Source organism: Cohnella zeiphila, from assembly GCF_014212055.1.
Taxonomy (GTDB): Bacteria; Bacillota; Bacilli; order Paenibacillales; family Paenibacillaceae; genus Cohnella; species Cohnella zeiphila.
Window position 1 is genome coordinate 1 of sequence record NZ_JACJVO010000032.1, and the last position, 26,230, is coordinate 26,230.

Genomic DNA, 26,230 nt, shown 5'->3' on the forward strand with positions numbered 1-26,230 from the left:
CCCCCAGGGCACACGGTGCCGCTAATTCCGCCGGCGCCCGCCTGCCCGCGGGACATAGCCGCCCGCGGTGCCGCCATCGCCCCGCCATCGCCCTCCGCCATCGCCGCCGCCTCACACCCAACCTTTCTCCATGGCCTTCAGGATCAAGGCCGCGAACAAGCTGTTGGACCAGGCGAACCAGGGACGGGAGAAGTCGGACGGGTCGTCCGGGTGGAAGCCTTCGTGCATGTAGCCGGTGCCGGCATCGGTCTGAACGAGCGTCTCGATGAGCGCTTTGACCTCACCTTCGTCCGTCGACGTCAGCGCCTGCATGGACAGGGCGAGGTGCCACACGTAGCCGCCCGGCGTGTGCGGGCTGCCGATGCCCTTGGCGAATTTGCCATCGAAATAGAACGGGTTGTCGAAGCTGAGCGCGAACCGCCGCGTGTTCCGGTAGATCGGATCGTCCGCGGGCACGTAGCCGAGATACGGAATGGACAGAAGTCCGGGCGTGCCGGCGTCGTCCATCAGCGAATAGTTGCCGAAGCCGTCGGTCTCGTAGGCGTAGATTCGGCCGTGAACCGGGTGGTGGACGATGCCGTAGGTCCGGATGCCGAAGTCGATCTCCTTGCGCAGCTTCGCGGCCCTCTCGGCCAGATTGGCGTCGCCGAAGATGTCGGCGGCGATTTCGCGAATGTGCCCCAGGATGACCGCGGCGAACATGTTCGCCGGAATGTTGTAGCCGAATTCGCAGGCGTCGTCGCTCGAACGGAAGCCGGACCAGCTCATGCCGGTATAGTTGACGGGCATTCCCCGGCCGTCGTTGTACAGCGTCTCCGTATCCTTGTCCGTCTGCCGGATGAAGTGATACGGAGACTTTTCCCCGTGGCGCTGTTCGGTCCGAATCACCTCGACAATGCGGGTCAGCGCCTGATAGCAGGCAGGGTCGAACCGGTCGGTCCGCCCGGTCCGCCCGGTCGTCTTCCAATACTCGTAGAGAAGCTGAACGGGGAAGCACAGCGAATCCAGCTCGTACTTGCGTTCCCACATCCAGGGGCTCAGGTCGCAGTCGTCGGTGTCGCGGTAATGCTTGCCGCTCGCCGTCTCATTGAAGGCGTTCGTGTACGGATCGAGGTTGATGTACATCATTTGCCTGGCGATCAGGCCGCCGATGATGCGCTGAAGGTCTTCGTCCTCCTTGGCGAACGGGAGATAGTGCCGCACCTGTTCGACGGAATCGCGCAGCCACATCGCGGGAATATCGCCGGTAAAAACAAAGGTGGTGCCGTCCTCCAGCAGCTTGGTCGTCGTCTCCAGCGTATTGGGGAAGCAGTTGCGGAACAACTGGCGGAGCTTGGGACGGTGCGCGAGCCGCGCATCGGACTCCTCTAGCGCGCGAATGATGGAAGCGGGCAACTTCATCGTCAATTCCTCCTGTATGCACGATTCCCTTCAAGATTGCACAGCGGCATGCGCGCGGCAATAGGTAGGTTTTGCACGGCGATACGTAGGTCAAAGATGACACATTCGGCGTTCGAACCCGCGGCACAGGCCTGACAATGCACATCCTACATATTTACCGTGTCCGGATCTCTCCCTAGAATCACCTGTAAGGGTTTGCAAAAACGACTCGAAGGGAGAGGACCCACCAGAGATGATCGAAGCGTCGCGAATCGCAAGCAAACCGATCGGCCGCCAGTCGCGGGGCCGCCGGATGCTGCGCAATTGGGAACTGTATCTTTTTCTCGTACCGGCGATTGCCTATTTCCTCGTCTTTTATTACTGGCCGATGTACGGGATCCAAATCGCATTCAAAAACTATGTTCCTTCCAAAGGATTTCTCGGAAGCCCCTGGGTGGGGTTCGAGCATTTCGAACGCTTTTTCCATTCCTATTACTTCTGGGATCTGTTGTGGAATACGCTCAGCATCAGCTTCTACGCGCTGGCCGTCGGATTCCCGCTTCCCATCATCCTGGCGCTGGCCTTCAACGAGGTGCGCAACGGCGCCTTCAAGAAGACGGTCCAAACCGTCACCTACGCGCCGCACTTTATTTCCATGGTCGTCATGTGCGGAATGATCATGACGTTCCTGTCCCCGTCCAGCGGGATGATCGTGAGGATCATCGAGCTTCTCGGCATGGAGCCGGCGGCGTTCCTGACCGACCCGCACTGGTTCAAAACCGTTTACGTCCTGTCCGAGGTCTGGCAGAGCACGGGCTGGGGCGCCATCATCTACCTCGCCGCGCTCTCGGGCGTGGATCCTCAACTGCACGAAGCGGCCATTGTCGACGGGGCCGGCCGGTTCAAGCGAATGTGGCATATCAACCTGCCCGCCATCGTGCCGACCATCGTCATTCTGCTGATCCTGAACATGGGGAATATTCTCGGGGTGGGCTACGAGAAGATTTTGCTGCTGCAAAATCCGCTGAACATGGAGTCCTCCGACGTGATCTCCACCTTCGTCTACCGGTCGGCTCTGGTCAACGGACAGTACAGCTTCTCGACGGCCGTCGGGCTGTTCAACTCGGTAATCAACGCGTTTATGCTCGTCGTGGTCAACCTCATCGCCAAACGCACGTCCAACAACAGTCTATGGTAAATCCATTCGGAAAGGAGAGTGCGAGTCATGGTGCCCGCCATCAAGGAATCCAATAGAGACCGGCTGTTTCTGTTCCTGAACTACCTGTTCGTCACCGTGGCGCTGATCGTCGTCGCCTATCCCGTCCTTTACATCATCAGCGCGTCGGTCAGCGATCCCGTCGAGGTCAGCTCGGGCCGAATGTGGCTGTATCCCAGGAGTCTCACCTTCGACGGCTATTCGCTGGTGTTCGAGAACGCGAAGATCTGGCGAGGCTACGCGAATACGATCCTGTACACCTTCGTCGGAACGCTGCTGAACCTGTTCGTGACGCTCCCCGCGGCGTACGCTCTGAGCCGAAGGGATCTGGCCGGCCGCAAGTTCGTGATGGGCATGTTTCTGGTCACGATGTTTTTCAGCGGCGGTCTGGTTCCCACCTATCTGGTGGTCAAAGACCTGCATCTGATCAACACGATGGGCGCGCTGATCCTGCCCGTCGCGGCTTCGGTGTACAACATCATCGTGGCCAGAACCTTCTTCAGCTCCACGATTCCGGGCGAGCTGACGGAAGCGGCCTATATGGACGGCTGCAACAATTTCCGCCTGTTCCTTGGCATCATTCTGCCCTTGTCGAAGCCGATCATCGCGGTCATGGCACTGTTCTACGGCGTCGCTCACTGGAACAGCTACTTCCCTGCTTTGATCTATCTGAACGACGAGGTCAAATATCCGCTGCAGATGGTGCTCCGGCAAATTCTCGTCCTTCAGGAGATGACGGCCGAGACGACCGGCGCCGCCATCAGCGGGGACATCGCCCAAGCGATGAATTCGAAAGCGGAGATCGCTTCGCTCGTCAAGTATGCCGTCATTATCGTTTCCACCCTGCCGGTTATCGCCGTGTACCCTTTTCTGCAGCGGTATTTCGTTCAAGGGGTCATGATCGGTTCGGTAAAAGGCTGAGCGGCACGATCGGCAGGTAGAATGCGGTAATAACGAAGATCGGAGAGCCTGATCTCTCTTCTTCGATTATTATAGGAAGATATCCAAGGAGGACGAGTATGAACAAGATGAAGAAAAGCGGGGCTCTGCTGCTGTCCGCCGCCATGTCCGTGGCGCTGCTGGCCGGCTGCGGTTCGTCGGGCAACGACGAGGCGAAGGGAGCGAACGGCTCCGGCTCCGGCACGGCCGATAACGTAGCGAAGGAAGGCTTCCCGATCGTCAAGGAGCCGCTCACGCTGACCCTGACCGCGCCCGACGTCGGCATTCAGAACTGGGACAACATGAAGGTATTGCAAGAGATGGAGAAGCTGACCGGCATTCATCTGAAGATTCAGAACGCGCCGAAGGAGAGCTTCGAGACGAAGAAGAACCTGATCTTCGCTTCGGGCAACTACCCGGACATTTTCTATGCGGCCGGATTGACGACCGCCGAGCAAATGAACTACGGGGGACAGGGCATCCTGGTCCCGCTCGAAAACCTGATCGACAGCTACGCGCCGAACTTCAAAAAGATTCTGGACGAGAATCCCGATATCCGCAAGTCGATCACCGCGCCGGACGGCCATATCTACGCGCTGCCGGTCATTGAATTCAACCAGCCCTGGTACCGTAACCCGATGTGGTACAACGGCGATTTTCTGAAGGCGCTTCATGTTACCAAGCTGCCGGAGACGACGGAGGAGCTGTATACGTACCTCAAGCGGGTCAAGGACGAAGATCCGAACGGGAACGGCAAGAAGGATGAGATTCCGCTCTCCTCTTCCCCTTCCAACGGCAACAGCCTGCGGGATATTCGCACCTGGCTGCTCGGCGCCTTCGGCATCTACGAGGAGGAGATCTATGTCGACGACAACGACAAGGTCCATTACACGCCGATGGAGGAAGGCTACAAGGATTATCTGACGTACATGAACCGCCTCTGGAACGATGATCTGCTGGACCACGAGAGCTTCTCGCAGACGGCCGAGCAGAAGAAGGCCAAGGCGCAGAACAACCAGGTGGCCCTTTTCTCGGACTGGAACGCCTACATGACCAAGGGCGGCGAGCCGAGCATGGACGACCCGATGTTCCTTCCCGTGAAAAGCGACAAAGTGGACAAGCCGGCCATCGCCATGAACAAAGGCATTACGCCGGGCGCCTTCGCCATCTCGAAGACGAACCCCTCCCCGGAAGCTTCGATGCGCTGGGTGGACTATATTTATTCCTATGAAGGCGCCATGCTGTTCAACAAGGGGCCGGAGGGCGTGCTCTGGAAATATACGGACAAAAGCACGCTGACCAAAGAGTATCTTCCGGTTCCGGGAGGCGGCGACCGCGAGGAGTACCGGGCGACGATCACGCCGAACTACGGCATCCCGGCGCCGACCATCTCCCTGCCGGAAATCCAGAAAGGGCTGCTCGGCGATTTCGACGAGTGGGTCGCCAACGAGACGCAGACCAAGCTGATCGACAACGGGGCGCGGATTCCGTTCCCGACCTTGTTCCTGACCCCCGACGAGCAGACGGAGGTCACGACGATGAGCGCCGACCTGAACACGTACGTGCGTCAGATGGAAGCGAAGTTCATTACCGGCAACGAGCCGCTGGCGAACTGGGACAAGTACCTGGACACCGTCAAGAAGATGGGCGGCGACCGCATGGCGGAAATCTATCAAACGGCTTACGACCGCTGGAAAAAGAGCTGACCGCTGCAACCGTTATCGTCGGCCGAAGGCCGATTGATCGGTTGTCGGCACGCTGCAACCGAAGGAGCAGGAGGAGACACACCCGATGAAAATCACCAGACACGCGAGCAATCCGATCGTCGTTCCGGGCCTGTACGAGTGGCGGAAAGTGACCGTCTTCAATCCGGCGGTCATTATCGACGACGGCAAGTTCTATATGATCGAGCGGACGGCGGGCTCGCTGACGCCCTGCAAGAACTTCCTGGGCCTGCTGGAGAGCGACGACGGCGTCGTCTTCACCCATGTCAAGGACGAGCCGATCGTGACGCCGGACATGCTGGGCTTTCCTTACGGCAGCGTCCAGGACCCGCGGATCGTCAAGATCGACGGCGTCTTCTATCTGAATTACGCCCTGCGGCCGTGCGCCATGAACTATTATCCGACGGGAGCGGGCGTGCCGAACCGTTCTTTTCCCGACTACCCGGAAGGTTGGGGCCAAGAGGAGGGCCACTGGCTGACCCGCTCGTCGATCGTGAAGTCGACGAACCTGATCGACTGGGAATTCGTATCGGACACGACGCCGCTTCACATCAACGACCGCGACAACATCCTGTTCCCGGAGAAGATCAACGGCAAGTTCGCGCTGCTTCGCAGACCGGAGGAATATATCGGAGAAGCGTACGGCACCGACAGCGCGGCGATGTGGATCACCTATTCCGAGGACCTGATTCATTGGGAGGAGCCGAAGCTGCTGGCCAAGGCGGAGAACTCCGCCTGGGAATCGCGCAAGATCGGAGGCTCGACGCCGCCGGTGCGGACGGACAAGGGCTGGCTCGTGCTGTATCACGGGGTGGACGATCAGGTCGTCTATCGCGTCGGCGCCATTCTGCTCGACCTGGACAACCCGGAGAAGGTCATCGCCCGGACGAAAAATTTCATCATGGAGCCGGAGACGTACTACGAGAAGTTCGGCTATCAAATTCCGAACGTCATCTTTCCGACGGGGAACGTGGTCAAGGACGGGCTTCTGTACATCTATTACGGCGTGACCGACACCGCCATCGCGCTGGCGACGGTTCCGCTCGACGAACTGGTGGAGCATATTCTGAACGAGCCGCAATAATGGGGGAGGGAAGGGAGCAAAAAAATCAGGGGATGGTCCAAATCATAGGCAAAGGGCCAAAAAATCAAGAAAAAGAGCGGGTTATCGAAAAGATGCCCGCTCTTTAGCTCTTGATCCGATGATTTGCATCGTTAGCGCACCGAGCCAGGCTTCGGAAAGCGCTGCTAACGATGTTTTGCATCGCAAGCGCACCGGCTCACCGCCGAAGTCTGACGAATGGGCTCTTGATGCGATGATTTGCATCGTTAGCGCACCGGCTGGCAGGTAAGCCCTGTGAATTGGGCGTGCATGTCCCACAAACTTCGTTCGCAGGCAGTCAAGGCGAGCTGCCTGCCGACCTGCCCGGCTGAGCTAAGCTTTAGCGGGTCTGTAGGTTACCAAGAGGGACCCCACCTTAAGTGCTTTGACGTCCGCGAGATGGAATTCCTTCTGCTCCTTAAGATCGTCAAACAAATGCTCGCCTACGTTGACCACAACCGGGTGCATGACGATCTGATATTCGTCAATGAGATTTGCGTCTGCAAGCGATCGCACGAGCGTTGGACTGCCGAAAATAACAATGTCGCCACCGTCGCCGTTTTTTAGGTCCTTAATTTGCTCTTCTATATTACTGCCGGTCAATGGTTTTGGAGCTTCGAATTCTCCCCATTTAAGCTTGCCCGGCGGGCGGGCGCTTGTGACAACTAGCTTGTGGGCGTTGTTTATCTTATCGCCCAGGCTTGAACCTCGAGTATTCGGCCACTTTCTGGAGAGGTCTTCGTAGGTTCCGCGGCCAAGCAAAATGGTATCGGCCGTCTCGAAAATATTCAATAGATACTGGGAACCTTCCTCAATGCCGGCGCTATTTCTCCAGACCGACCAGTCGGTCTTGTCCTCGCTTGGGTCGCCGGTGACAACCCCATTCATCGTACTGTGAATGAATAGAATGATTTTACGCATGAACGATCGTCCTTTCAATCTTTGATAGTCGTCATATTGTTTCTCCTTTATTTAGACGAAATGAGATTACGATATTCATCGGTGTAATTTTGGACATGGTCCTTATTCGTCTTTGCCGCAGCTCCCGGCTATGCCCCCGTCTGGCCGGAGGCATGGAGCTTGCGGTATTGTCCAGGCGTGCAGCCGACTTCCTTTTTGAACTTGCGGATAAAATTCGGAGCGTCAAAGTAACCGACCTGCTCGACGATCTCCTGCAGGGGCGCGCTGCTGCTCACGAGCAGGCGAATGGCCTTTTCCATCCGGCAGTGCCAGACATATTGCGAGAAGTTGGCGCCGGTTTTCTCCTTGAACGCGCGGCTCAGGTACGAGGTGGAGATGGAATATTTCAGGGCCACATGCTCCAGGCTCATCGTATAGTCCGTGAACTGCTCGTCGACATAGGCCACAATGTCGTCGATCAGGGAGGCTTGTCCCGTCTCGGTATTCCGCACCACCTGCCGGCAGATGCCGGCCGCGAGCGCGACCAGCTTCGCTTCCAGGTCCTCCCCGGTCTCGAAAGAGGTCAGGCCCGGAAGGCGCCGGAACGCTTCGTCCATGCCGAGCTCCGAAGCGGTGCGCAGCAGAGTGTTCAGCATCTCGAATTGGAGGCAGCGCAGCAGATAGGCCTGCGGCGATTCGTCCCGGATCGACGCCATCATGTCCGCGATCATCTCCACGGCGACCGTCTCGTTGCCCTGCTTCAAGCTCTGCTCCAGCTTCAGCATCGATTTTTTGGGGATCCAGAAGCTGCCGGATGCGGACGACGCGAATTCGCCCAAGTGCTCGAAGTAGGTGACGCTGCCGCCCGAGCCGACGTTCCGGTGCTCCAGGGCGGTGGACGCCTCGATGAAGCTCTGGTTCAGCCGGCCGAGATCGTCGTAGACGGAACCGACGCCGATCGTCGGAACGAGTCGGGAATTCTCCAGCACCATCACCCGGATGAGGTCGATCAGCCGTTCCATCTTTTCTTGTACCGCGGCGCGGTCACCGGCGGGAAGCGAGACCATGAGCGCAAACCGGTCCTCGTGGGAAAATTCGATGCCGTACACGCGGGCCTCCATGTCCGGGAGCTCGAAATAGCTGAGCATCTCCTGCAGCAGGTGCCGTTCCCGCCACGATTTTTCCTCATTCCGACTGTCTCCCCACGCGATGATCGCCGAGAAGTAAAATCCTTCCCCGTTCGGGAACTCCAGGCCCGTCTCCGCAATCATCCGTTCGATCTCGGGATCGTCGGGCTTCCCGTGCTTCAGCAGCAGAAGCATGCACTGATTGCGGACGAACGGCTCCTGCATATCGATCCGGGCGCTGTAATCATGAATCGTCTGGCGGATCCATTCCCACTCGTTCCGCGTTTTCGCGGGCTCCGAGCCGTTGCTTCTTTGCTTGGCGAACTCCATCAAGTCCTTGATCGGATGGTACTGGCGTCTGGCCAGAACCATGGCGGCGACGATGCCGGCTGCGACGGCAATGCCGAAGATGAGCGCAATCAATGTCTGAATATGGGCGACCCGGCTGAAAAACTGGTAGCTCGGCATCGTCGTCACGTAAGTCCAGCCGTTAAGCTGCGACTGAACCGACACGATCGACTGCTGCTCTCCTTCCAGCACGAGGCGATGCGTGCCGGGGGACAAGGAAGACAGCACGTCAAGGTCCTCCTGAGCCAGCGCCTCGCCATGGCTGCTTGAAGTCAGCACCTTGCCGTCTTGATCGAATATGTAGCTGCTTCCGGTGAAATCGCTCAGGATGGTGTCCATGACGCCGGTCAGCTTCGATTCCTTGAGCAGATAGACCAGCGTTCCGTACGGATAAGGATCGTTCGGCTTGATCGGCACCAACAGGGTCAGCATAGGCTCCGAGCGGGAGTAGACGCTTACATTCTCGGCCGGGCGGATCACCGTCTTTTTCACTTCGTTGAGATCGCGGACCGCGTCTTCCCGCTTCCAGTTCTCGAACCGGTACAGCTTGCCGAAAACGACGTTCAAATCCGCGAGACCGTTGGAGGAATAAATGACGGAATCTCCGTGATAGTAAAGGAACAGATTCTCCAGAAGCTGGCTGTTCGCTTTGTAGCTGGAGAGTGCGAGAATCGCATCCCGGCTGTAATACGGATGACGGACCATAAACGGCGTCAGCCTCGCATCGTAGGCGATTTTGAAGGAGATGTCCTGCAGCTCCGTCATGCGGTCGTCGATCGTCAGCCGAACCTGATTCAATTGGTTGAGGTTGGACTGCTCGATCTCGTAGCGCAGATTCTTGACAGCGTTATCGTAAACAAAAAACGTGACGCCGCTCAGAGGAATCAGGAACATGAGAATATAGGACAGCGCATACTTAAGCAGCAACCGGGATTGAAAATAGCTCCGGACGCTGCGCTTCGTTGCCCTCATAGCCGAAACGGGCGGAGCGGTCTCCATCGAACTCCTCCCCACTTTGTAAAGGATTTGTAAACATTATAACATTATGTTGAATAGATCGCTATGAAAGTTTCTTTCTATAGAATAGGGGGAGAGAGGCTGGCGGGTTGCAGGAGGGAGCCGTGCGAAGGTTCCGAAAAGAAGGAGAGGGGCGCAGGGAGCCAACCGTCTGCGGGGAGGGAAAAGCGCTCGAAAGCCCGGCATACGCAGGCGCAGGCAAAGCCTGCGTCGGAGCCGGGCTCTCAAGACTCTCATTGTTCAGGCGCAGAAGATCTCTCAGGCTTCTGCTCGATTCGGGGTTGACGCCGATTCGGTGAGTTCCAGGTTCGTCGTTAGCCGAGCCGATCCGCACGGGAGCTTCCGGCGCCGGAAGCCCCCGCTCTGCGGCGCGGGCGCTTATCTGCGCCGCTTGCCCGAGGCGCGCCGGCGCCCCGAGCCGGAGCCGGTGCGGGGACCGTTGCGTCCTGCCTGGCGGCGTGCGCCGCCGTTGGTTCTGCGCCCGCGGCGGCCTCTGCGGCGACGGCGGTAGGATCCGCTCGAAGTATCGCCTGTGCTCCCGCCTTTTCCTTTTCCGGTAAACAGCTTAAGCAGCGGGGCGACCTGCTGGACCGTCGACATGATCTTCTGGAACTTGCCGATGTTGCTGACGAGGCCCTCGATGCCTCCCATGCGGTCGATAAAGCCTTTGATCTGCTCCGGGTTGAGCATGCCGGCCAGCCCTTTGCCGCCGCCGCCGGCGGCCGGAGCCGCCACTTGCTGAGCGGGCGGCATCACCTGCACGGGGCTGAAAATAGGCTGCGACGGGCCGCCCAAGCCGCCGCCGAAGCCTTGGAACGGCGCTCCCTGAAACGGCCCTTGAACGGGACCGCCTCCTTGCGCCGGGTTCCATGCCTGAAGCTGCATCTGCTCCATATTGTTCATCGACATCGCGTTCGATTCACATCCTTCGTTCGGGTATCTCCGCCCTATTTCGCATTGCGGAAACAGAGCGGAGCGGTGCGCTTGGTATAGGGTATGTGCGGAGGGGCGAATGCGTATGGACGATGGCCCGGTTATGGAAGCGGATTTTACTTCTGTGAAGCGTGAATACGGTGACGCTTGAAGAATTTTACGATTCACAGTAAAATAACGTTAATGAAAGCGTCTCGATCGCAGATGAGGTGACTCTCCATGCAATTGAAGAAATTGAACGATCGCAGCATCGACCAGCTCTTCGAAGCGATCCTTACGTTGAAGGATGTCGAGGAATGCTACGTTTTTTTTGACGATTTGTGCACGGTCAACGAGATTCAGTCGCTGTCGCAGCGGCTGGAGGTCGCCCGCATGCTCGGCAAGGGCAATACGTACAACCAGATCGAATCGGAGACCGGCGCGAGCACGGCTACGATCTCCAGGGTGAAGCGCTGCCTGAACTACGGCAACGACGGCTACAAGCTGGCGCTGGAGCGGCTCGGCCGGTTCGGCAACCCGTCGGATGCGGCGGAACCGAACCAGGCGTAGCCCAATAGGGATTTTCCCGCGATCCGGGAGATCAGGCCGATGCTCAAGCGAGCGTCGGCCTTTGTCATTTTATAGGACGGCATGCGCAAACGTTCCCGGAAGCTCCCATTCCAAAATTATCCACGTTCAGCGCCGCGGTCTCGTTGACATTGCGTTTTCATTTCGATAGCATGATTAAGTAGGTGTAAAAGATCGGTTGCCGAACAGGAGGAACGTCATGAAACCCGGGGTTCTGGTCATCGGTCACGGGTCCCGGGACGAACGCTGGGTCGAACGGGTGGAAGAGACGGTTCGCGGCGTTCGGAAGTCGCTGCCCGGCGTCCCCGTCGCCTGCGGGTATCTGGAGCTGGTGGACGGCCGGCTCATCCAGGACGGCATCGACCGGCTCGAAGCGGAGGGCGTGACGGATCTGTTGGCGATTCCGCTGTTCGTGTCCGAGGGAAGCACCCACGTCGACGAGATCGGCTGGGCGCTCGGAGCGTACGCGGAGCCGCGTCGTCCGACCGACCTGGAGCGTTACCGGGTTGAATCTCGTCTGACGTACGGCAGGCCGATCGGGGACGACCCGGAGATCGTGGACGCGCTGCTCGACAAATTGGCGGCGAGCGGCTTATCGGAAGAGCCGGCCCGCGAAGGGCTGCTGCTGATCGGACACGGCAGCGAAGAGGCGTGGTTCTATGAGAAGTGGCGGAGCGGCCTGGAAGGGCTCGCGGCGCGCATGAAGCAGCGGGGCGGATTCGCGGACGCGACGGCGGCGCTGCTGCGGCCGGACGAAGCGGCGGATCGCGTTCGCGCCATGAGGAGCGGCAGCGGGACGGAGCTGCGGGTGTTGGCGGTCCCGGTGTTCGTCAGCGAGGGATACTTCACGTCGGAGGTCATTCCGAAGCGGCTTGCGGGGCTCGGCTGCCGGTATGCCGAGGGCGCGCTGATCCCCCATCCCAAAGTGGCGGATTGGGTCGTCCGGCAGGCCAAGGAGTGGCTTGCCAAGTTGCGTGCGGAGTGCAAAGAGGGGGAGCAAGTTGGAGAAAATTAGAGCCCGGTTAATTTACAATCCGACCTCCGGCAGGGAGGAAATGAGAAGAAGGCTGCCGATGATCCTTCAGAGACTGGAGCGCGGAGGAATCGAGACGTCCTGCCACGCGACGGAAGGCAAGGGGGACGCGATCAAAGCCGCCTCGGTAGCCGTAGAGCGCGGATACGATCTGATCATCGCGGCGGGCGGAGACGGCACGCTGAACGAAGTGATCAACGGCATGGCGGGACATGCGACCCGGCCGTCGCTGGGCGTGCTCCCGATGGGCACGACGAACGATTTTGCCCGGGCCCACGGCATTCCGCGCAGGTGGCAGGACGCGGTCGATCTGATCCTGCGCCGCCACGCCCGTCCGGTCGATATCGGCCTCGCGGACGGGAAATATTTTATCAACATTGCCGGTGGCGGCTTCTTGACCGACCTGTCGTACGAGGCCCCGAGCAAGCTGAAGACGATGATCGGACAACTGGCATATTACATAAAAGGCTTCGAGAGCATCACCCGCTTCCACCCGACCAAGCTGCGCATCTCGGCGGAAGGGATCGGCGACTTCGACGGGGAGCACATGCTGTTCCTCATCGCGAACAGCCAGTCCGTGGCCGGCTTCGAGAAGCTGGCGCCCCAGGCGAAGACCGACGACGGCTTGTTCGACGTCATCATTCTGAAGAAATGCAACCTGGCGGAGATGATCCGGATCGCTTCGCTCGCCATGCGCGGCGAGCATCTGAACGATTCGCACGTCATCGCGTTCCAGACGAGCAAGCTGGTCGTGCAGGCGGAGGACCGCGTCCAGCTCAACCTGGACGGCGAGTTCGGCGGCACCTTGCCGTGTTCGTTCTCCGTGCTGCCGTCCCACCTCTCCATCTACGTGGACGAGAACGGTTCTTCGAGCTACCGGGGATAAGCGTAAGATTAGACAAGACAGACGGGCGCGAAGGGCGGAAGCTCTTTTGCCCGTTTTTTACATCGGATGACGGAAGCGGCGGTACCAATAAAGAAGAAAGGCGAGGCTCGCCGGACTTCGAGAGAACGGAGACAGGAAGCAAGTGAAGCGTCAGCATGGGAAAAGATCGGGTGCGGCAAGGAACGAGCGGCGGAAGGCGGCGGGAGAGCGGCGCGAAGACGATATCAAAGCCGTTCTCAGCGGCGACAGCAAAGCCGATCACAGTGGCGACCGCAAGGCCGCTCGCAACAGCCTACCCGTGCAAACGGGGCAATCCGTCGATCTCGACATCGTCGGATTGACGCATGAGGGAGAAGGGGTAGGCCGGGTTCAGGGCTATACCCTTTTCGTACGCGGCGCGTTGCCGGGCGACCGGGCGCGGGCGGAAGTCGTCAGCGTCGGCAAGTCGTTCGGCCGGGCGCGGCTGACCGAGCTGCTGGCGGACAATCCGGACCGGCGCTCGGCGCCGTGTCCGATCTACGACGCCTGCGGCGGCTGCCAGTTGCAGCACTGGGACTACGCGGCCCAGCTGCGCTGGAAACGCCAGCTGATCGCGGACAACCTGTCGCGCATCGGGAAGCTTCCCGTGGTGTTCGCTGAAGATGCGGAGCGCGGTTCGTCCGCTGCGGGTGCGGATTCCGTCTCATCTGTTAGGGCATCGGATTCCCGCACCGCTTCCGATTCGCGTCCTCCCGTTATCGTCCATCCCGTCATCGGCATGGAGGATCCTTGGCGTTATCGGAACAAGGCGCAAGTTCCGATCGGCTCTTCCGTGGAGGGCGGGCTGATCAGCGGCTTCTATGAACAAGGAAGCCACGACATCGTCGACATGGACGCCTGCCTCATCCAGCAGGAGCCGAACGAAGAGACCGTGCGGGCCGTCAAAGCCGCCGCGCAATCCCTCGGCTATCGCGCCTACGACCGAGCCACCGGCCGCGGTCAGCTCCGCCATGTCGTCGTCCGCCATGCCCAAGCGACCGGCGAGCGCATGGTCGTACTCGTCACGAACGGCCGCGACCTGCCGCACGCCGACGAGCTTGTCGCGCTCATCCGCGAAGCCGTTCCGGGCTTGGCGAGCATCTGCCAGAACATTAACACCGCTCCCGGCCCCGTCGTCTTCGGCGACGAGACCCGCGTCCTCTGGGGCCGCGACGTCATCTACGACGAGATCGGCGGCATCCGCTTCGCCATCTCCGCCCGATCCTTTTTCCAGGTCAACCCCACCCAGACCGAGCGCCTCTACCGCGCCGCTCTGGATTACGCCGCCCTCACCGGCGACGAAACCGTATTCGACGCCTACTGCGGCATCGGAACGATCACCCTGTTCCTCGCCCAGCACGCCCGCCGCGTCTACGGCGTCGAGATCGTCCCCGAAGCCATCGAAGACGCCCGCCGCAACGCGACGATCAACGGCATCGCGAACACCGAATTCGCCGTCGGCGCCGCAGAAGACATCCTGCCTCGCTGGCAGGCAGAAGGTCTCTCGCCGGACGTCATTGTCGTCGATCCTCCTCGAAAGGGATGCGATCCTCGTTTGTTGGACACCATGCTCCAGCTTCGTCCGGAGCGGATTGTGTATGTGTCTTGTAATCCGTCTACGCTGGCTCGGGATTTGCGGGTGTTGGAGGATGGAGGGTATAGGACGGTGGAGGTTCAGGGGGTGGATATGTTTCCGCATACGACGCATGTGGAGTGCTGTTCACTATTAGTTTGGAACGGAAAATAACGATGATAAGTTAATGTGTGAATGCCCTTTCTTAAAAGAGAGGGTATTTTTTTGTTTTTATTGGGAGTGGGAGCAGGTTGCTTTAAGCTAGTCTGGGGGGATATCCAAATGACTGTTGGTTCGTAACCATTTAGGCAGTACACATCTTCATAGGTGACTAGAAGAGTATTACAGCTATACGAAGAACGATATTTCATTATATGGTACTATGTATAACGTAAACGATCAGATGAATGTACTTGTGCTATGCCCACATTCTCGCGCAAAACGATTTTTTGCGACGAATCCCCCTCAGCAACGCGCTCAGCAATTTGATAGATTCTAAGATCCCCGTTAAACAGCAGATGCTGCGCCTTTTCCATCTTCAGGCGAAGAATGTAGTCGCTTATTTTCTCTTCGGTTTCCAGCTTGAAAATACGGGAGACGTAGACCGGATGCAACTGAACATGATCGGCCAAGGTCTGCAAGGTAATGGCTTCCGACAAATGCTCGTGGACATATTTCTGCATCTGTTCAATGATGTAACGCCGCGATGATTTGGCTTCCGAAGAGAATTCGACGTTGATCTTGTCCAAGAGCCTAAGCGACCATTCGCGCAATTGATGCACGGAGTAGAAGGATAACCTTGAATCAAAGCGTTCATAGTCCGGTCCGATGACTTCCGACAGCATTCTTCCTTGTTTATGAGCGATAAAGGAGTAAGCATGGGAGATATGCAAAAATACTTCGAGCAAAAGCTCGTTGTGACCTTTCCCAGCCTGTTCGAGCTCTTCGAAAATACTTTCCACTTTGTCTCTCGCCGCGTCCCATCGGCCCGGCGAATCCCTCAACTCGATGAAGAACTCCCGATCGCGGCTGGATTGCTGGCGAATCGCTTTAAGCGAATGCTGATACATTTGCGGGATATGGTTGGGAAAGGTCCCCCAATTCAGCGACGGCAGCAGGGAGTCTGCTTCCTGCAATTCCTTCTCAAGTTCCCAAACCCCGTCTCGCCGTTGGATGAGGAGGATGACGTAATCATTTCCCGGAGTCGCTCTGATAATGCCAGGTTCGCCATACCTCCATTTGCGAGAACGCTGGAAAGTCCTGATTATCGGTAAAAGAAGAGACAGCCTGTTTGGCAGGCGGTGAATAGACGGTTATCGTGCTTTGCCAAACTCCCGATATGGCTAGCAATTGCAATTTTCCTCAATCGAGGTTCGCATTTTAATGGAGGAATACGCGTTAAGGTCTTCGGCCAAATCATATATTCCAAAATATCCGGATCCCGGCTGTGCGTAATCGCAGAGGTGGACAACTGCTTGGCTTGCGCGCTCATTTGATTCAGGAATAAACTGATGTGTCTCTCCACGAAAATCACCTTTATTTTAGACAAGATGGATATTATTATATCAAAAAGGCAACAAGCTGCGATAAAAAATAGCTTGTTGCCAATCGTTTCCAATAATAAAAATGGGTTGGCGAATTTATTCCTCCGGTATGTCAGCCTCAAAAACGATGTCTCTGAAATAGCCACTGTTATGATAGGAGGAGCTAGGCATGTCGCCAGGCGTCGTGCCGAACAGTCCGCTTCCGATATAGGTAATCAAGTTGCCATTGATGATTGGCGAATTGAACGTCCCGCTCATGCTGGAATAATAATAGTCCGAACTGGTCGATACTGCGACGATATAATCCGTATCGGCGCCGATCGCCAGATCGGGGATGTCGTACTCCTTCCAACCGGCCGTTCCCGAGGCGATGTTCCATGAATACGGTCCGGCAAGCAGCGTTCCTTCCGCATTCCAGATGCGTACTTGGTGGATGCCTCCTTCGGATGCGCCGGTGTAGATTCTGACCTTCGTAATCTTGCCGTCGAAGTTAGCCTGGAACAAGGTCCCCAGCTCATATGACGTAGTGTCGTTATATTCGCCTGCAGGCACCTGGTTGGTAAAGATCGTTTGCTCGCCGGGGAGCGGCGTCGAAGAAGGCGTCGGATCAGGCGGCAGCGGCAGTTCTTCGCCATCTTCATATTGCACGACGATGTTGTCGAAGTCGGCGCCGACATTCCACCCTCCGACGCCGATTTTGCCAGAAGTAAACGTCGTATCCGTAGCGGTGAAGAGCGTCGTTTCGTTTCCGCTTTGCGTGGCGGTCACGGTGATGCTTCCATCCGAATCGCTTGCGATATGCAGCGTTGTCCATTGATTGTAAGTCGAGTATCCGCCGGAGTAGGTCGCAATCGTCGATTCCGTGCCGCCGACCATTTTCTTCAAATACATGCCGTTCGGCGCCCCTCCATCCATCTCCACGAAATCGTAATTGTTGCTGTCTTGGTAATTGAAGTAGACTTGGGCTTTATTCCAGACCGATTGTGCGTACGGACGGACGTTGACTTGATACGAATAGGAGGAGAAGGACATCCCGCCATAGGTGTTGAGGGAGTAGTCGCCGTACCAGTATTGCACGTTCAGCAGAGAATTGCTAACAGCGCCGCCGTCGTCCAGCGTCCAGCCCTGGGCCAAATCGTCATTGAAGTTTTCATTGTAGGTATTGCCTCCGCCAGTGCAACTGCCTGTGACTTCCGATTGGAACTCGTAGGCCCCCATATCGACGGCAGAACCGATCGTGCGGGAATTGCCGTCCAGATCATCGCTTGAAGAACCATAAGAGGAGGTTCCGGCATTAATCGCCGGACTGCAGGACGTCAGACGGAAATCGGCGTTGGCTGCATCGACAAACAGAGGGTCTTCGCCGAGAATATTGCCGTGGGCGGTTGTCGGAACCTCGGTGGAGGCGGTATCCCGTTTGTAGGAGGGGTCGCCCGGATCGTAGGTGTCATAAGTTAAATTGTTGCGCCAGATTACGTTCGTCATAGCGTCGCCGCCATATCGCCCAATCAGGATGGCTCTGTTATCCGAGTGGGTAGAGGAGTCGGTTACAGCGACGTTGTTTGCCACCGTTACGTTGCTTGAGTTCACGACATAGAATTCGCCGCGCCATGTGGAACTGTCGTTCCGCGTGCTGTTTTTGTAGGCCGTATTGTTCCTTACCGTCACATTATCGCTGAGATAGACTTCGATGCCGCGGCCGCCGTTGTCGTAAGTCAAATTATCCTCGATAAGGGTGGAGCCGGTATAAGCGCCCAGCGTGCTTCCGTTCTGCGTGTTACGGGAATCGTCGAAGATGATGCCGTTACCGTCCGTTTCGGCGGTTCCTGACAAGTTGTTGTTGGAATAGCTGATATTGTTGCGAATGATATTGTGATAACCGCTGTTGCTGTCCGAAGCATGGGCCTGCCAAAGCGATATTCCGCTGCCGGCAAAATACATATAATAGGCGGTGTTATACACGATGTTGTTCTCGATGAAGCGATAGTCGCCGTGATCCAGCTGGATCCCGCTCGCCCCTGTGTTGTGAATGATGTTGTTGTACACCTTGGTATGGTGTCCGCCGTCCAAATGGATGCCAGCGGAATTGGCTCCCGAGCTTAGCTCGAAGCCGTTGATTTCAATATAGCTGGGCGCGCCGAGAAACGGTTCGAGGTTATAGCCGGACCCAAGGGATGTTGTATCGATGTATGCTCCTCCCGGCACTTCGGACTTGATCGTAATGTAGTCGGTTGCGGTTCCTGACAAGCTGCCTAAATTTACGCTCTCATGATAAGTGCCGCTCTTCACGATAATCGTATCGCCGGGACCGACAACGCTGACGGCGTGTGCGACGGTCAGGAACGGCGAGACGGAGCTACCCGGATTGCTGTCGTTGCCCGTAGTGGATACATAATAGATAGATCCGGATGCGGCGGCAGGAATCGCCGCGTAAATCATGGACAGCGCCAAAACCAGCATCATCATCGCCAATCGTTTTCCTTTGCGTTTCCTTGCGTCCATTTTGATTTCCTCCTTATTCTGAATGCGATTACACCTAAATCTTAATGACCGTTCGTTAGGAAGAGTAGACCAAATATGCAAGAAGCATGTTGGATTATCAAGATTGGAAAAAATAGTTTGAGATATGAACAGGAAGAGAAAGTTTTGCCAACATGATGGGAGATGCCGAGTGGATTTTGGGGAATTAGGGCGGGCTTTCCGGCTATGGCACAACGCAGGGCGTCTGGCTGAAGGAGAACGAAGAACGCAATCTATGAGGCGTTCCCGGTTTAGATAAGGCCCAATAGTTCCGGCGTGCTGTGGGCGATGATGGCCTCGATCGCTTCTTCAGGCACGCGGGGCAGCGCGGTGCCTTCCGTCAACCGATTGATTCCGCGGACCGCCTCTACCGTCTGGGCCATGTTGAAGAAGGGGAAGTCGGTGCCGAACAGCACCTTATGCGGTACGCCATATTCGATGACATTCATCATGGCGTTATAGAATTGCCAAGGCCGGGTGACCAATGCAGAGAGATCGGCATACACATTCGGATGCTTGCGGATCAATGAGACGCATTCCCCATGCCAAGGATGGCCAAGGTGGGCCACAATCATCCTGAGATCGGGGAAGGTACGGGCGATCGGATCGAGCGCCGCCGGCCGGGAGGCATCGAGGAACCCTTGCGAAACGAACGATGTACCTTGATGCCAAAGAATCGGAATGCCGAGCTCATTGGCTTTTGCATAAAGCGGGAAGTACGCCTGCCGCTCCGGATAAAAGTTTTGATAAATCGGCGCCAACTTGAGGCCGACAAGACCAAGCTCCCTGACGGCGTACTCTAGCTTCGCCGGCGCGTCCGGATCGTGGGGATTGACGCTGGAGAACCCGAACAGCTTCCCTTGATGTCGGCCGACGTACTCCGCGACATACTCGTCGGGAACGATTACGCCTGTGGCAGGGCAGTTGAAGGCGAGCACGATGGCACCGTCGGTTTGTTCATATTCCGCCCAATGCTGCTCCGGCGTTACGATCAATTCATAGCGATTGCCCCAAGCCCGCTGGGAGTCGCTTAGAAACGTGCCGCCGACGTGGCCCGGTCCGAACAAATGAGTATGGCAGTCAAACCTCATTGCGTTCACCTCCCGTTCGGCATCCGTTACAGCACGCCGTATTTATCGTAGACCTCGAGCAGCAGCTTGCCTTCGAGCAGCTCGCGGCGGGTATTGTTCTCGCCCGTTACCTTTGCCGTTGCCAGCTTTACGACTTCGTCTAAGACGTCTTCCGGGATGACGACAACGCCGTCTCGATCCGCAAACACGACATCGCCCGGGTTGACGAGTACGCCGCCCGCCTCAACCGGGCAATCGTAATCGACCACATAACCGCGCCCCTTAGAGTCAACCGGCTTGAACCCGGTGCAATATACGGTAAATCCAAGCTCCAGAATCTTGTCCGTATCGCGAATCAAGCCGTCCACAATCGCTCCGGTCGCTCCTCGCATCTTGGAAGCGGTCGACAGCAGCTCGCCCCACATGCCGTTGCGTACGGATTGGTTCGTGGCAGCGATTATAATTTCACCCGGCCTGATACTGTCGATCGCTGCAATTTCTTTCTCGTACGGATTCTCTTGGATATAAAAGCAATCGACCGCTAAGATGGTTTTAGCTCTGCCTGCGACCTTCGTCCGGTCTACAATCAAAGGCCGAATATTCTCGCGCATGGCTTGATTCCGATACCCCAGTTCATCTAGACTGTCGCTGATTACCGCCGTGTACAACGTCTGAATCATCGTTTCGAACAACGTTTGATCTTGGGTCATAGTAATCCCTCCGTTTATCCTTACGTTCTCATTATGTCCGCGGCGGAGAGGGCCTTCAACGACAATAACTTTATATCTTCCCACAAATTATAGGAAATACATTTTACTCCATTCGACTGCGGCTGCATTACTTTGCATGCCGCCGTTTGCAAAGCTCGTGGCCAGATGCATCGCTTTGCCATCATCGCCTACAGGAAACCTAATAGCTCCGTTTGTAATCGGACGGATAGATGCCGGTTACTTTCTTAAATAGACTATAGAAGTATTTGGTATTGTAGATCCCCACTCGCTCCGACACTTCCTGAACGGATAATTTCGCAGTAGATAGCAGGCGCTTGGCCTCTTCCATTCGAATTTTGTTGACGTACTGGGTGAACGTGTTGTCGGTCTCCGACCGGAACAACTGGCCGAGATAGGCGGCGTTGACGTTCCATTTGCGGGACAGGGTTTTAAGCGCAAGATCTTCCGCGTAGTGATGATGAATTTCATGCAGCATCCGTTTAACAAGCGGGTGCCGTTTATCTTGCTGTTCAAGCTGGACACCGATGACGCGGCGAACCGTATCTTTTACATAGGCGGAGAGAGCCGTCAACGATTTCATCTCGAACACTTTGGCATATCCCCACTCCAGCCGGTCCGCAAGCTCGGACTGAATCGCGGTGTTGGGGACAGTAGCGGCGTTCACAATCTGGTAAAGCATTTCGACGGTCATATTGCGGATCAACTGCGGCCCCGCCTTCTGATCCGTCTGCCATTCCTTATAGATCTCGTCGACAATCCGCATGGCCTGTTCGGCATCGGACGCGACGATACTCGAATGCAGCCGTTCTAATTGGGGCTTTAACGTGGCTGACCATTCGGATGAACCTTGATGGACGGATGTGCGGTCGATCACGCTTCCGGGAGGTAAGATCAAGCTAAAGTCCATCAGCCCGGCGGCATCCCGGTAGCTCTCGGACACTTGCCGGAAGTCGCTCACCACGCAGCCTGCGGTGATAAAGATGTCGGCGGGGGCGGACATAAAGCCACTCTCCGCTTCTATACTCTTCTTCAGCAAAGACATAATACGGGGCGTATCCTCTATCGAACCGATCAGGAAGATCGTCACGAGATCCCGGTCCCACGCTTCAAAGGAATAAACCTCGTATTGGCCCGCCAGCAGCTCGCCCAAGCGCTCCTTGAAGGCCGCACTGCTCTTCTCGGAGCCTGGAAGCCGGATTTTAACAACCTGATAATAGGGCGCTTGCAGATTAATCCCAAGAAAATCCGCCCGTTCGGTCAGCCACGCTTCGTCCGCCTGATCCTCGCACCACTGCAGGAAGAAATTGAATCGGAGGATGTCCAGATGTTCGGTGGCAGCGTGTTTGCGTCGACTTTCCTCATACAGCTTGCGAGTTGTATTCTGCAGCAGATTGGCGAGCTCGTCCTCGCGAATCGGTTTGAGCAAATAATCCTCCACGCCATATTTGAGAACTTCTTTGACATAGGCAAAATCGTCGTACCCGCTCAGCACGATGATTTTGATTTGCCGATCCGATTCTCTCAGTTTGCGGATAAGCTCGATGCCGTCCATGTAGGGCATGCGGATGTCCGTAATCAGAATGTCCGCTTCATTCCCGTTCAGCCATTCCAGCGCGGACAAGCCGTTGGATGCCTGATACGCGATCTCCAGGCCGTACTCCTCCCAATCCAGCATGACGCGAAGGCCCTCCAGGATAAAAAGTTCGTCATCCGCGAGCATCACTCTGTACATGCGCTTCCAGCTCCTCTAGAGTAAGCGGTTTTAACTTCAGCTTCACCGTCGTCCCATTGCCGGGCTTGCTTGCGATTTGGAGGGAATAGTCGTTGCCGTAGATCAGCTTGATTCTCCGATTAACGTTGAAGAGCCCGATCTGCTGTTTGGTCAAATAGGGATCATCCAGATCCTTGCGCATTTCTTGCAGCTTATCCTCCGGTATCCCCGGACCATTATCGGCGACTTCCAGAATCAAGAACTCATCTTCCAGATATCCGCGAATGCCGATCCGATTCACCCGATCGGAGTCCCAGTCCAGCTGAATGCCGTGGATCAGCGAATTCTCCACAACCGGCTGAAGCAAATGCTTGATTGTGCCGAGGGGGAGCACCGCTTCGCTAATATCGAAGATCGCCTCGAGACGATCGCCGTAACGGATCGTGAACAGCTCCAGATAAATCTTGCAATAGTTCAACTCGTCTCGCAAACGCACGACCATCTGCTCTTTGATGCTGCTGCGGAACAAGTCGGAGAGGATGCGGATCATGGTGCTGACTTCGTTCTGTTTATACGTCAACGCTTTCATCCGGATCACTTCCAGCGTGTTGTACAGGAAGTGGGGATTGACCTGAGACTGCAGGGCGTAGAGTTCGGCTTCTTTCTGTTTGAGTTCCGTTTCCTTGCGGCGAAGATCGTAAACGTACTCCTTCTCGATGTGAGACTTGATTCGCTGGGACATCTCAAATACATTCATTGAAATGATCCCAATCTCATCTTTCGTATTGGAGGGCGGAGGAGGGATTTCGAAAATGCCGTTCCGGATTTTCCGGATGGAGCGAACGATGTCTCTCACCCGTTTGGAGAACCGGGCGTTGCTTATAAACGTCAGCAGCAAAATCATCAGCAGGCTGATTGCCGTGATCGTATAGATCTTGCGGTTGATCACGCCAATGTCCTGGTAAAGATCGCGGAAAGGGATTTCTCCTACGCTGATAAAACCGTACCGGCTGTTTCTGTTGATATTCAGGATTTCGTTTTTTAAATAGATCGTATTGGATTGGGAACCCAGTATGACGTCGGTATGCGGATAGTTTTTTTTATAATAACGCTCGGAGTCGTCGAACACGACTTCGCCGCTTTCGGTGAGAATCAGAATGTTTCCTTTAATATATTCACGGAATCGGCTGAACGAATTGACCAGCTTGCGGCAGTCATAGTCGATAACCAGAACCCCGAGGATGCGGGACACATCGTCCGGATCGCGAATAAAGTCGTAAGTGGTATATTCATAAGTCGATTGAGGATATTTGGTCATAGAAGAGTGTATGGGAGGGAAGAACATCGTGGTTTGAACCAAGTCTTTCATATAGGACTCGTCGATATTGTACGGATAGTTTTGAATGCGCTTGTAGATCGGAACGAGTGCGGGGCTCTGATCATTTCGGTACAGGTATACGTTTGTAATGTCATTGTCCAACGAAACGATGCTTGTCGTCAGCTTGGACTGAACGGCGGTGAACAGCGACATATACTTCGCCTGGTCGTCGTCCGATGAAATTTCGAGAAACTGAGCGATGGACGAATAGAACTCCTCATCATTAATGATATTGCGAAGGAATACTTTCATATTTGTAATTTTCTGCTGATAATAGCTGTCCAACGATACGAGCACTTGTTGGTTGAAGCTGATCGCTTGACGCTTCAGCGTCGTCGCAATGTTGTCTGTAATAAAGGAGATCAGAATGACGACAGTCGTCACAATGATAAGCGAGTAAGTCAGGAATAGTTTGTTGAAAAACCTTCCGGTTATGGTTCGCTGCATAATCTGCCTGAGCATGTCGATCCCCCATAACGTGCAGATGTGTTCTATTTCAGTGTATTCTCCGCAAACAACCAATCTCCTTCGCTATTTTAGCTCCCCCTGATCTTTCCTATAATTTGTGGGAGCATTTAAAAGTTATTGTCGTTGTTAGCACTTACATCCTTACGCATAATGAAACTATACAGAAATAGAGAGAGAGGGCAGCCGTATGGACACCGGTATTTCGACATCCGTCCCAGAGAGGACTAGACGCGGCATCAATCCGAAAACAAAGCATAAATTGAAGCTTTTTGCGCTGATGACGCCATTTATGGCGCTTCTGATCGCGTTCAACTATGTTCCGCTGTTCGGATGGGTTTACGCATTCTTCAATTACATTCCCGGGGCTCCGCTGAGCCAAATGGAATTTGCCGGTCTTAGCTACTTCAAGACGATTTTTGCCGGCGGAAGCGAACTTATTCCGGTATTGCGCAACACCCTTGTTCTGGGCTTCCTGATCGTCATCACCATTCCGGTGCCCGCCATCTTCGCCATTCTGCTCAATGAGATGAGAAGCAAGACTTTGTCAAAAATCGTGCAGACGGTTTCGACGCTGCCCTATTTCTTATCGTACGTTCTGATATTTGCCGTCATGTTCTTCCTGTTCTCGAATGACAGCGGCCTGGTCAATACTTTGCTGCATCGGTTTCGCCCAGACAGCCCGTCGGTGAATCCGATGGCCAGCTCGACCTGGGCGTGGGGATTTCAAACGCTGCTGCATCTGATCAAGACTTCCGGGTTCAATGCGATCATTTACATAGCCGCGATCGCCGGCATCGACAGGGAACAATATGATGCCGCGGAAGTCGACGGCGCCGGCCGGTTCCAGCGCATTTGGCACGTGACAGTGCCGGGAATCGTACCTACCTTATTTGTACTGCTGGTGCTGTCCATCGCGAACGTTCTGACGGCCAGCGGGTTCGACCAATATTATGTGTTCACTAACCCGCTGGTAGCGGACAAGATCGACGTCATTGACACCTATTCGTACACGATCGGCATCACGCAAAACAATTATGCTTTTGCCACGGCGATCGGCATGTCCAAATCGCTGGTCAGCATTCTCATTCTGTTCGCCGCCAATTTTCTTTCAAAGATCGTCAGAGGCACATCCTTATTTTAAAGGGAAGAGAGGGAGTAACCATGATTCACAAGAAGCTCACGCTGTTCGACGGCGTGATGAATGTCGTTTCGGTCGTGCTGATCATCGTGTTTCTATTCCCATTCTATTACATGCTCGTTTACTCGCTAAGCGACTCCCAGATGATTTCGAGGCATTTAAGCTTCGTGCCGATCGGATTCACCTTTCAAAATTATGTCGACATCCTGAACTCACCGGAAATCGTAAAGGCGTTTATCGTGTCCGCGATGCGAGCAGTGATCGGGACTGTTATTACTTTAATATGCTGCACATCTGTCGCTTACTTCGTAACCAAGAAAGAACTCCCGATGCGCAAAACCATGTACCGGCTGATCGTAATGACCATGTACCTCAGCGCGGGAATCATTCCCTGGTATATCACGATGATGAAATACGGTTTGAAGAACAATTTCCTGCTTTACATTCTGCCGTCTGCTGTATCCGCCTACTTCATCATTCTGATTAAAACCTATATCGAGAGTATTCCTTCTTCTCTGGAAGAATCTGCCTCTGTTGACGGCGCCGGCATTCTAGTCATTCTCGTTCGCATTATCTTTCCCTTATGCCTGCCTATTATCGCCGCCGTTACCGTGTTCAGCGCGGTCAATCAGTGGAATTCATGGTGGGACAACATGATGCTGGTGTTCAAACCGAATTTGAAAACGTTGCAATACGCTTTATACCAATACTTACAGATGGCGTCTCCCAGAATTACAAGCATCCAGCATGCCGGCGAATTGTTGAATCGGGTACCGCCTAACGCCAATACGATCAAGATTACGATCTCCATGGTGACGATAATCCCGATCTTCGTCGTGTACCCTTTCATGCAGAAGTATTTTATTAACGGCATCATGCTTGGCGCCGTCAAGGGCTAAGGCAAGCC

20 protein-coding genes are annotated in these 26,230 nt (G+C 55.6%); 10 read left to right on the forward strand and 10 right to left on the reverse strand.

Annotation, left to right across the window (positions count from 1 at the left end; genetic code table 11):
- Positions 1-111: 111 nt before the first annotated feature.
- Positions 112-1,401: a glycoside hydrolase family 125 protein gene (locus H7C18_RS24125; protein ID WP_185131678.1), complete on the reverse strand. Its 1,290-nt coding sequence runs from the start codon at positions 1,399-1,401 to the stop codon at positions 112-114.
- Positions 1,402-1,633: 232 nt separating this feature from the next.
- On the opposite strand from H7C18_RS24125, the gene H7C18_RS24130 reads away from it, so the two are divergent.
- The 4 genes from H7C18_RS24130 (at position 1,634) to H7C18_RS24145 (ending at position 6,343) form a co-directional block, all read left to right on the forward strand.
- On the forward strand, positions 1,634-2,578 hold the full coding sequence (locus H7C18_RS24130) for an ABC transporter permease (RefSeq protein ID WP_185131679.1): 945 nt from the start codon (positions 1,634-1,636) through the stop codon (positions 2,576-2,578).
- Between the two features lie 27 nt (positions 2,579-2,605).
- Positions 2,606-3,517 (forward strand): carbohydrate ABC transporter permease, encoded by a 912-nt coding sequence (locus H7C18_RS24135; RefSeq protein WP_185131680.1) that lies wholly within the window; start codon positions 2,606-2,608, stop codon positions 3,515-3,517.
- 98 nt (positions 3,518-3,615) lie between these two features.
- Positions 3,616-5,241, forward strand: coding sequence for an extracellular solute-binding protein (locus H7C18_RS24140; RefSeq protein WP_185131681.1), 1,626 nt, complete (start codon positions 3,616-3,618; stop codon positions 5,239-5,241).
- Positions 5,242-5,326: 85 nt separating this feature from the next.
- The gene (locus tag H7C18_RS24145; RefSeq protein WP_185131682.1) at positions 5,327-6,343 is read left to right on the forward strand and encodes a glycoside hydrolase family 130 protein; all 1,017 of its coding nucleotides are present in this window, start codon (positions 5,327-5,329) and stop codon (positions 6,341-6,343) included.
- Between the two features lie 351 nt (positions 6,344-6,694).
- On the opposite strand, the gene H7C18_RS24150 is transcribed toward H7C18_RS24145, so the two are convergent.
- The 3 genes from H7C18_RS24150 to H7C18_RS35300 form a co-directional block, all read right to left on the reverse strand.
- The gene (locus H7C18_RS24150) at positions 6,695-7,282 is read right to left on the reverse strand and encodes a dihydrofolate reductase family protein (RefSeq protein WP_185131683.1); all 588 of its coding nucleotides are present in this window, start codon (positions 7,280-7,282) and stop codon (positions 6,695-6,697) included.
- Positions 7,283-7,410: 128 nt separating this feature from the next.
- On the reverse strand, positions 7,411-9,735 hold the full coding sequence (locus H7C18_RS24155) for a helix-turn-helix domain-containing protein (RefSeq protein ID WP_238357927.1): 2,325 nt from the start codon (positions 9,733-9,735) through the stop codon (positions 7,411-7,413).
- Positions 9,736-10,131: 396 nt separating this feature from the next.
- Complete coding sequence (locus H7C18_RS35300; protein ID WP_238357928.1) at positions 10,132-10,662, reverse strand: aminotransferase; 531 nt, start codon at positions 10,660-10,662, stop codon at positions 10,132-10,134.
- A 243-nt stretch (positions 10,663-10,905) separates the two neighbouring features.
- Between H7C18_RS35300 and H7C18_RS24165 the strand changes: the two genes are divergently transcribed.
- The 4 genes from H7C18_RS24165 to rlmD all read left to right on the forward strand — a co-directional run bounded on the left by H7C18_RS24165 (position 10,906) and on the right by rlmD (position 14,937).
- The gene (locus tag H7C18_RS24165; protein WP_185131684.1) at positions 10,906-11,235 is read left to right on the forward strand and encodes a YerC/YecD family TrpR-related protein; all 330 of its coding nucleotides are present in this window, start codon (positions 10,906-10,908) and stop codon (positions 11,233-11,235) included.
- Positions 11,236-11,452: 217 nt separating this feature from the next.
- A complete protein-coding gene (locus tag H7C18_RS24170) occupies positions 11,453-12,268 on the forward strand; it encodes a sirohydrochlorin chelatase (protein WP_185131685.1) in 816 nt (271 codons plus the stop codon).
- Complete coding sequence (locus tag H7C18_RS24175; RefSeq protein ID WP_185131686.1) at positions 12,255-13,172, forward strand: diacylglycerol kinase; 918 nt, start codon at positions 12,255-12,257, stop codon at positions 13,170-13,172. The genes H7C18_RS24170 and H7C18_RS24175 overlap by 14 nt, the downstream gene beginning before the upstream one ends.
- 142 nt (positions 13,173-13,314) lie before the next feature.
- Entirely contained in the window at positions 13,315-14,937 is a 1,623-nt protein-coding gene (rlmD, locus tag H7C18_RS24180; protein ID WP_185131687.1) for a 23S rRNA (uracil(1939)-C(5))-methyltransferase RlmD, read from the forward strand.
- Between the two features lie 206 nt (positions 14,938-15,143).
- On the opposite strand, the gene H7C18_RS24185 is transcribed toward rlmD, so the two are convergent.
- From H7C18_RS24185 to H7C18_RS24210, 6 genes are all read right to left on the reverse strand, one after another.
- Positions 15,144-15,899, reverse strand: a complete 756-nt coding sequence (locus H7C18_RS24185; RefSeq protein WP_185131688.1) for an AraC family transcriptional regulator — start codon at positions 15,897-15,899, stop codon at positions 15,144-15,146.
- Positions 15,900-16,403: 504 nt separating this feature from the next.
- Positions 16,404-18,809, reverse strand: coding sequence for a DUF4082 domain-containing protein (locus tag H7C18_RS24190; protein WP_185131689.1), 2,406 nt, complete (start codon positions 18,807-18,809; stop codon positions 16,404-16,406).
- A gap of 269 nt (positions 18,810-19,078) precedes the next feature.
- On the reverse strand, positions 19,079-19,918 hold the full coding sequence (locus H7C18_RS24195) for an amidohydrolase family protein (RefSeq protein WP_185131690.1): 840 nt from the start codon (positions 19,916-19,918) through the stop codon (positions 19,079-19,081).
- A gap of 26 nt (positions 19,919-19,944) precedes the next feature.
- The gene (locus H7C18_RS24200; RefSeq protein ID WP_185131691.1) at positions 19,945-20,607 is read right to left on the reverse strand and encodes an RraA family protein; all 663 of its coding nucleotides are present in this window, start codon (positions 20,605-20,607) and stop codon (positions 19,945-19,947) included.
- 199 nt (positions 20,608-20,806) lie between these two features.
- Entirely contained in the window at positions 20,807-22,360 is a 1,554-nt protein-coding gene (locus H7C18_RS24205) for a response regulator (protein WP_185131692.1), read from the reverse strand.
- Positions 22,335-24,179, reverse strand: coding sequence for a sensor histidine kinase (locus H7C18_RS24210; protein ID WP_185131693.1), 1,845 nt, complete (start codon positions 24,177-24,179; stop codon positions 22,335-22,337). The genes H7C18_RS24205 and H7C18_RS24210 overlap by 26 nt, the downstream gene beginning before the upstream one ends.
- Before the next feature lie 283 nt (positions 24,180-24,462).
- On the opposite strand from H7C18_RS24210, the gene H7C18_RS24215 reads away from it, so the two are divergent.
- Together H7C18_RS24215 and H7C18_RS24220 are read left to right on the forward strand one after the other, a co-directional pair.
- Complete coding sequence (locus H7C18_RS24215) at positions 24,463-25,326, forward strand: ABC transporter permease subunit (protein WP_238357929.1); 864 nt, start codon at positions 24,463-24,465, stop codon at positions 25,324-25,326.
- Between the two features lie 20 nt (positions 25,327-25,346).
- Entirely contained in the window at positions 25,347-26,222 is an 876-nt protein-coding gene (locus H7C18_RS24220) for a carbohydrate ABC transporter permease (RefSeq protein WP_185131695.1), read from the forward strand.
- The last annotated feature ends 8 nt before the right edge of the window (positions 26,223-26,230 follow it).

Coding starts and splice junctions, on each gene's coding strand:
- H7C18_RS24125 (WP_185131678.1), bottom strand. CDS start 1,401: ATGAAGTTGCCCGCTTCCATCATTCGCGCGCTAGAGGAGTCCGATGCG.
- H7C18_RS24130 (WP_185131679.1), top strand. CDS start 1,634: ATGATCGAAGCGTCGCGAATCGCAAGCAAACCGATCGGCCGCCAGTCG.
- H7C18_RS24135 (WP_185131680.1), top strand. CDS start 2,606: ATGGTGCCCGCCATCAAGGAATCCAATAGAGACCGGCTGTTTCTGTTC.
- H7C18_RS24140 (WP_185131681.1), top strand. CDS start 3,616: ATGAACAAGATGAAGAAAAGCGGGGCTCTGCTGCTGTCCGCCGCCATG.
- H7C18_RS24145 (WP_185131682.1), top strand. CDS start 5,327: ATGAAAATCACCAGACACGCGAGCAATCCGATCGTCGTTCCGGGCCTG.
- H7C18_RS24150 (WP_185131683.1), bottom strand. CDS start 7,282: ATGCGTAAAATCATTCTATTCATTCACAGTACGATGAATGGGGTTGTC.
- H7C18_RS24155 (WP_238357927.1), bottom strand. CDS start 9,735: ATGGAGACCGCTCCGCCCGTTTCGGCTATGAGGGCAACGAAGCGCAGC.
- H7C18_RS35300 (WP_238357928.1), bottom strand. CDS start 10,662: ATGTCGATGAACAATATGGAGCAGATGCAGCTTCAGGCATGGAACCCG.
- H7C18_RS24165 (WP_185131684.1), top strand. CDS start 10,906: ATGCAATTGAAGAAATTGAACGATCGCAGCATCGACCAGCTCTTCGAA.
- H7C18_RS24170 (WP_185131685.1), top strand. CDS start 11,453: ATGAAACCCGGGGTTCTGGTCATCGGTCACGGGTCCCGGGACGAACGC.
- H7C18_RS24190 (WP_185131689.1), bottom strand. CDS start 18,809: ATGGACGCAAGGAAACGCAAAGGAAAACGATTGGCGATGATGATGCTG.
- H7C18_RS24195 (WP_185131690.1), bottom strand. CDS start 19,918: ATGAGGTTTGACTGCCATACTCATTTGTTCGGACCGGGCCACGTCGGC.
- H7C18_RS24200 (WP_185131691.1), bottom strand. CDS start 20,607: ATGACCCAAGATCAAACGTTGTTCGAAACGATGATTCAGACGTTGTAC.
- H7C18_RS24205 (WP_185131692.1), bottom strand. CDS start 22,360: ATGTACAGAGTGATGCTCGCGGATGACGAACTTTTTATCCTGGAGGGC.
- H7C18_RS24210 (WP_185131693.1), bottom strand. CDS start 24,179: ATGCTCAGGCAGATTATGCAGCGAACCATAACCGGAAGGTTTTTCAAC.
- H7C18_RS24215 (WP_238357929.1), top strand. CDS start 24,463: ATGACGCCATTTATGGCGCTTCTGATCGCGTTCAACTATGTTCCGCTG.
- H7C18_RS24220 (WP_185131695.1), top strand. CDS start 25,347: ATGATTCACAAGAAGCTCACGCTGTTCGACGGCGTGATGAATGTCGTT.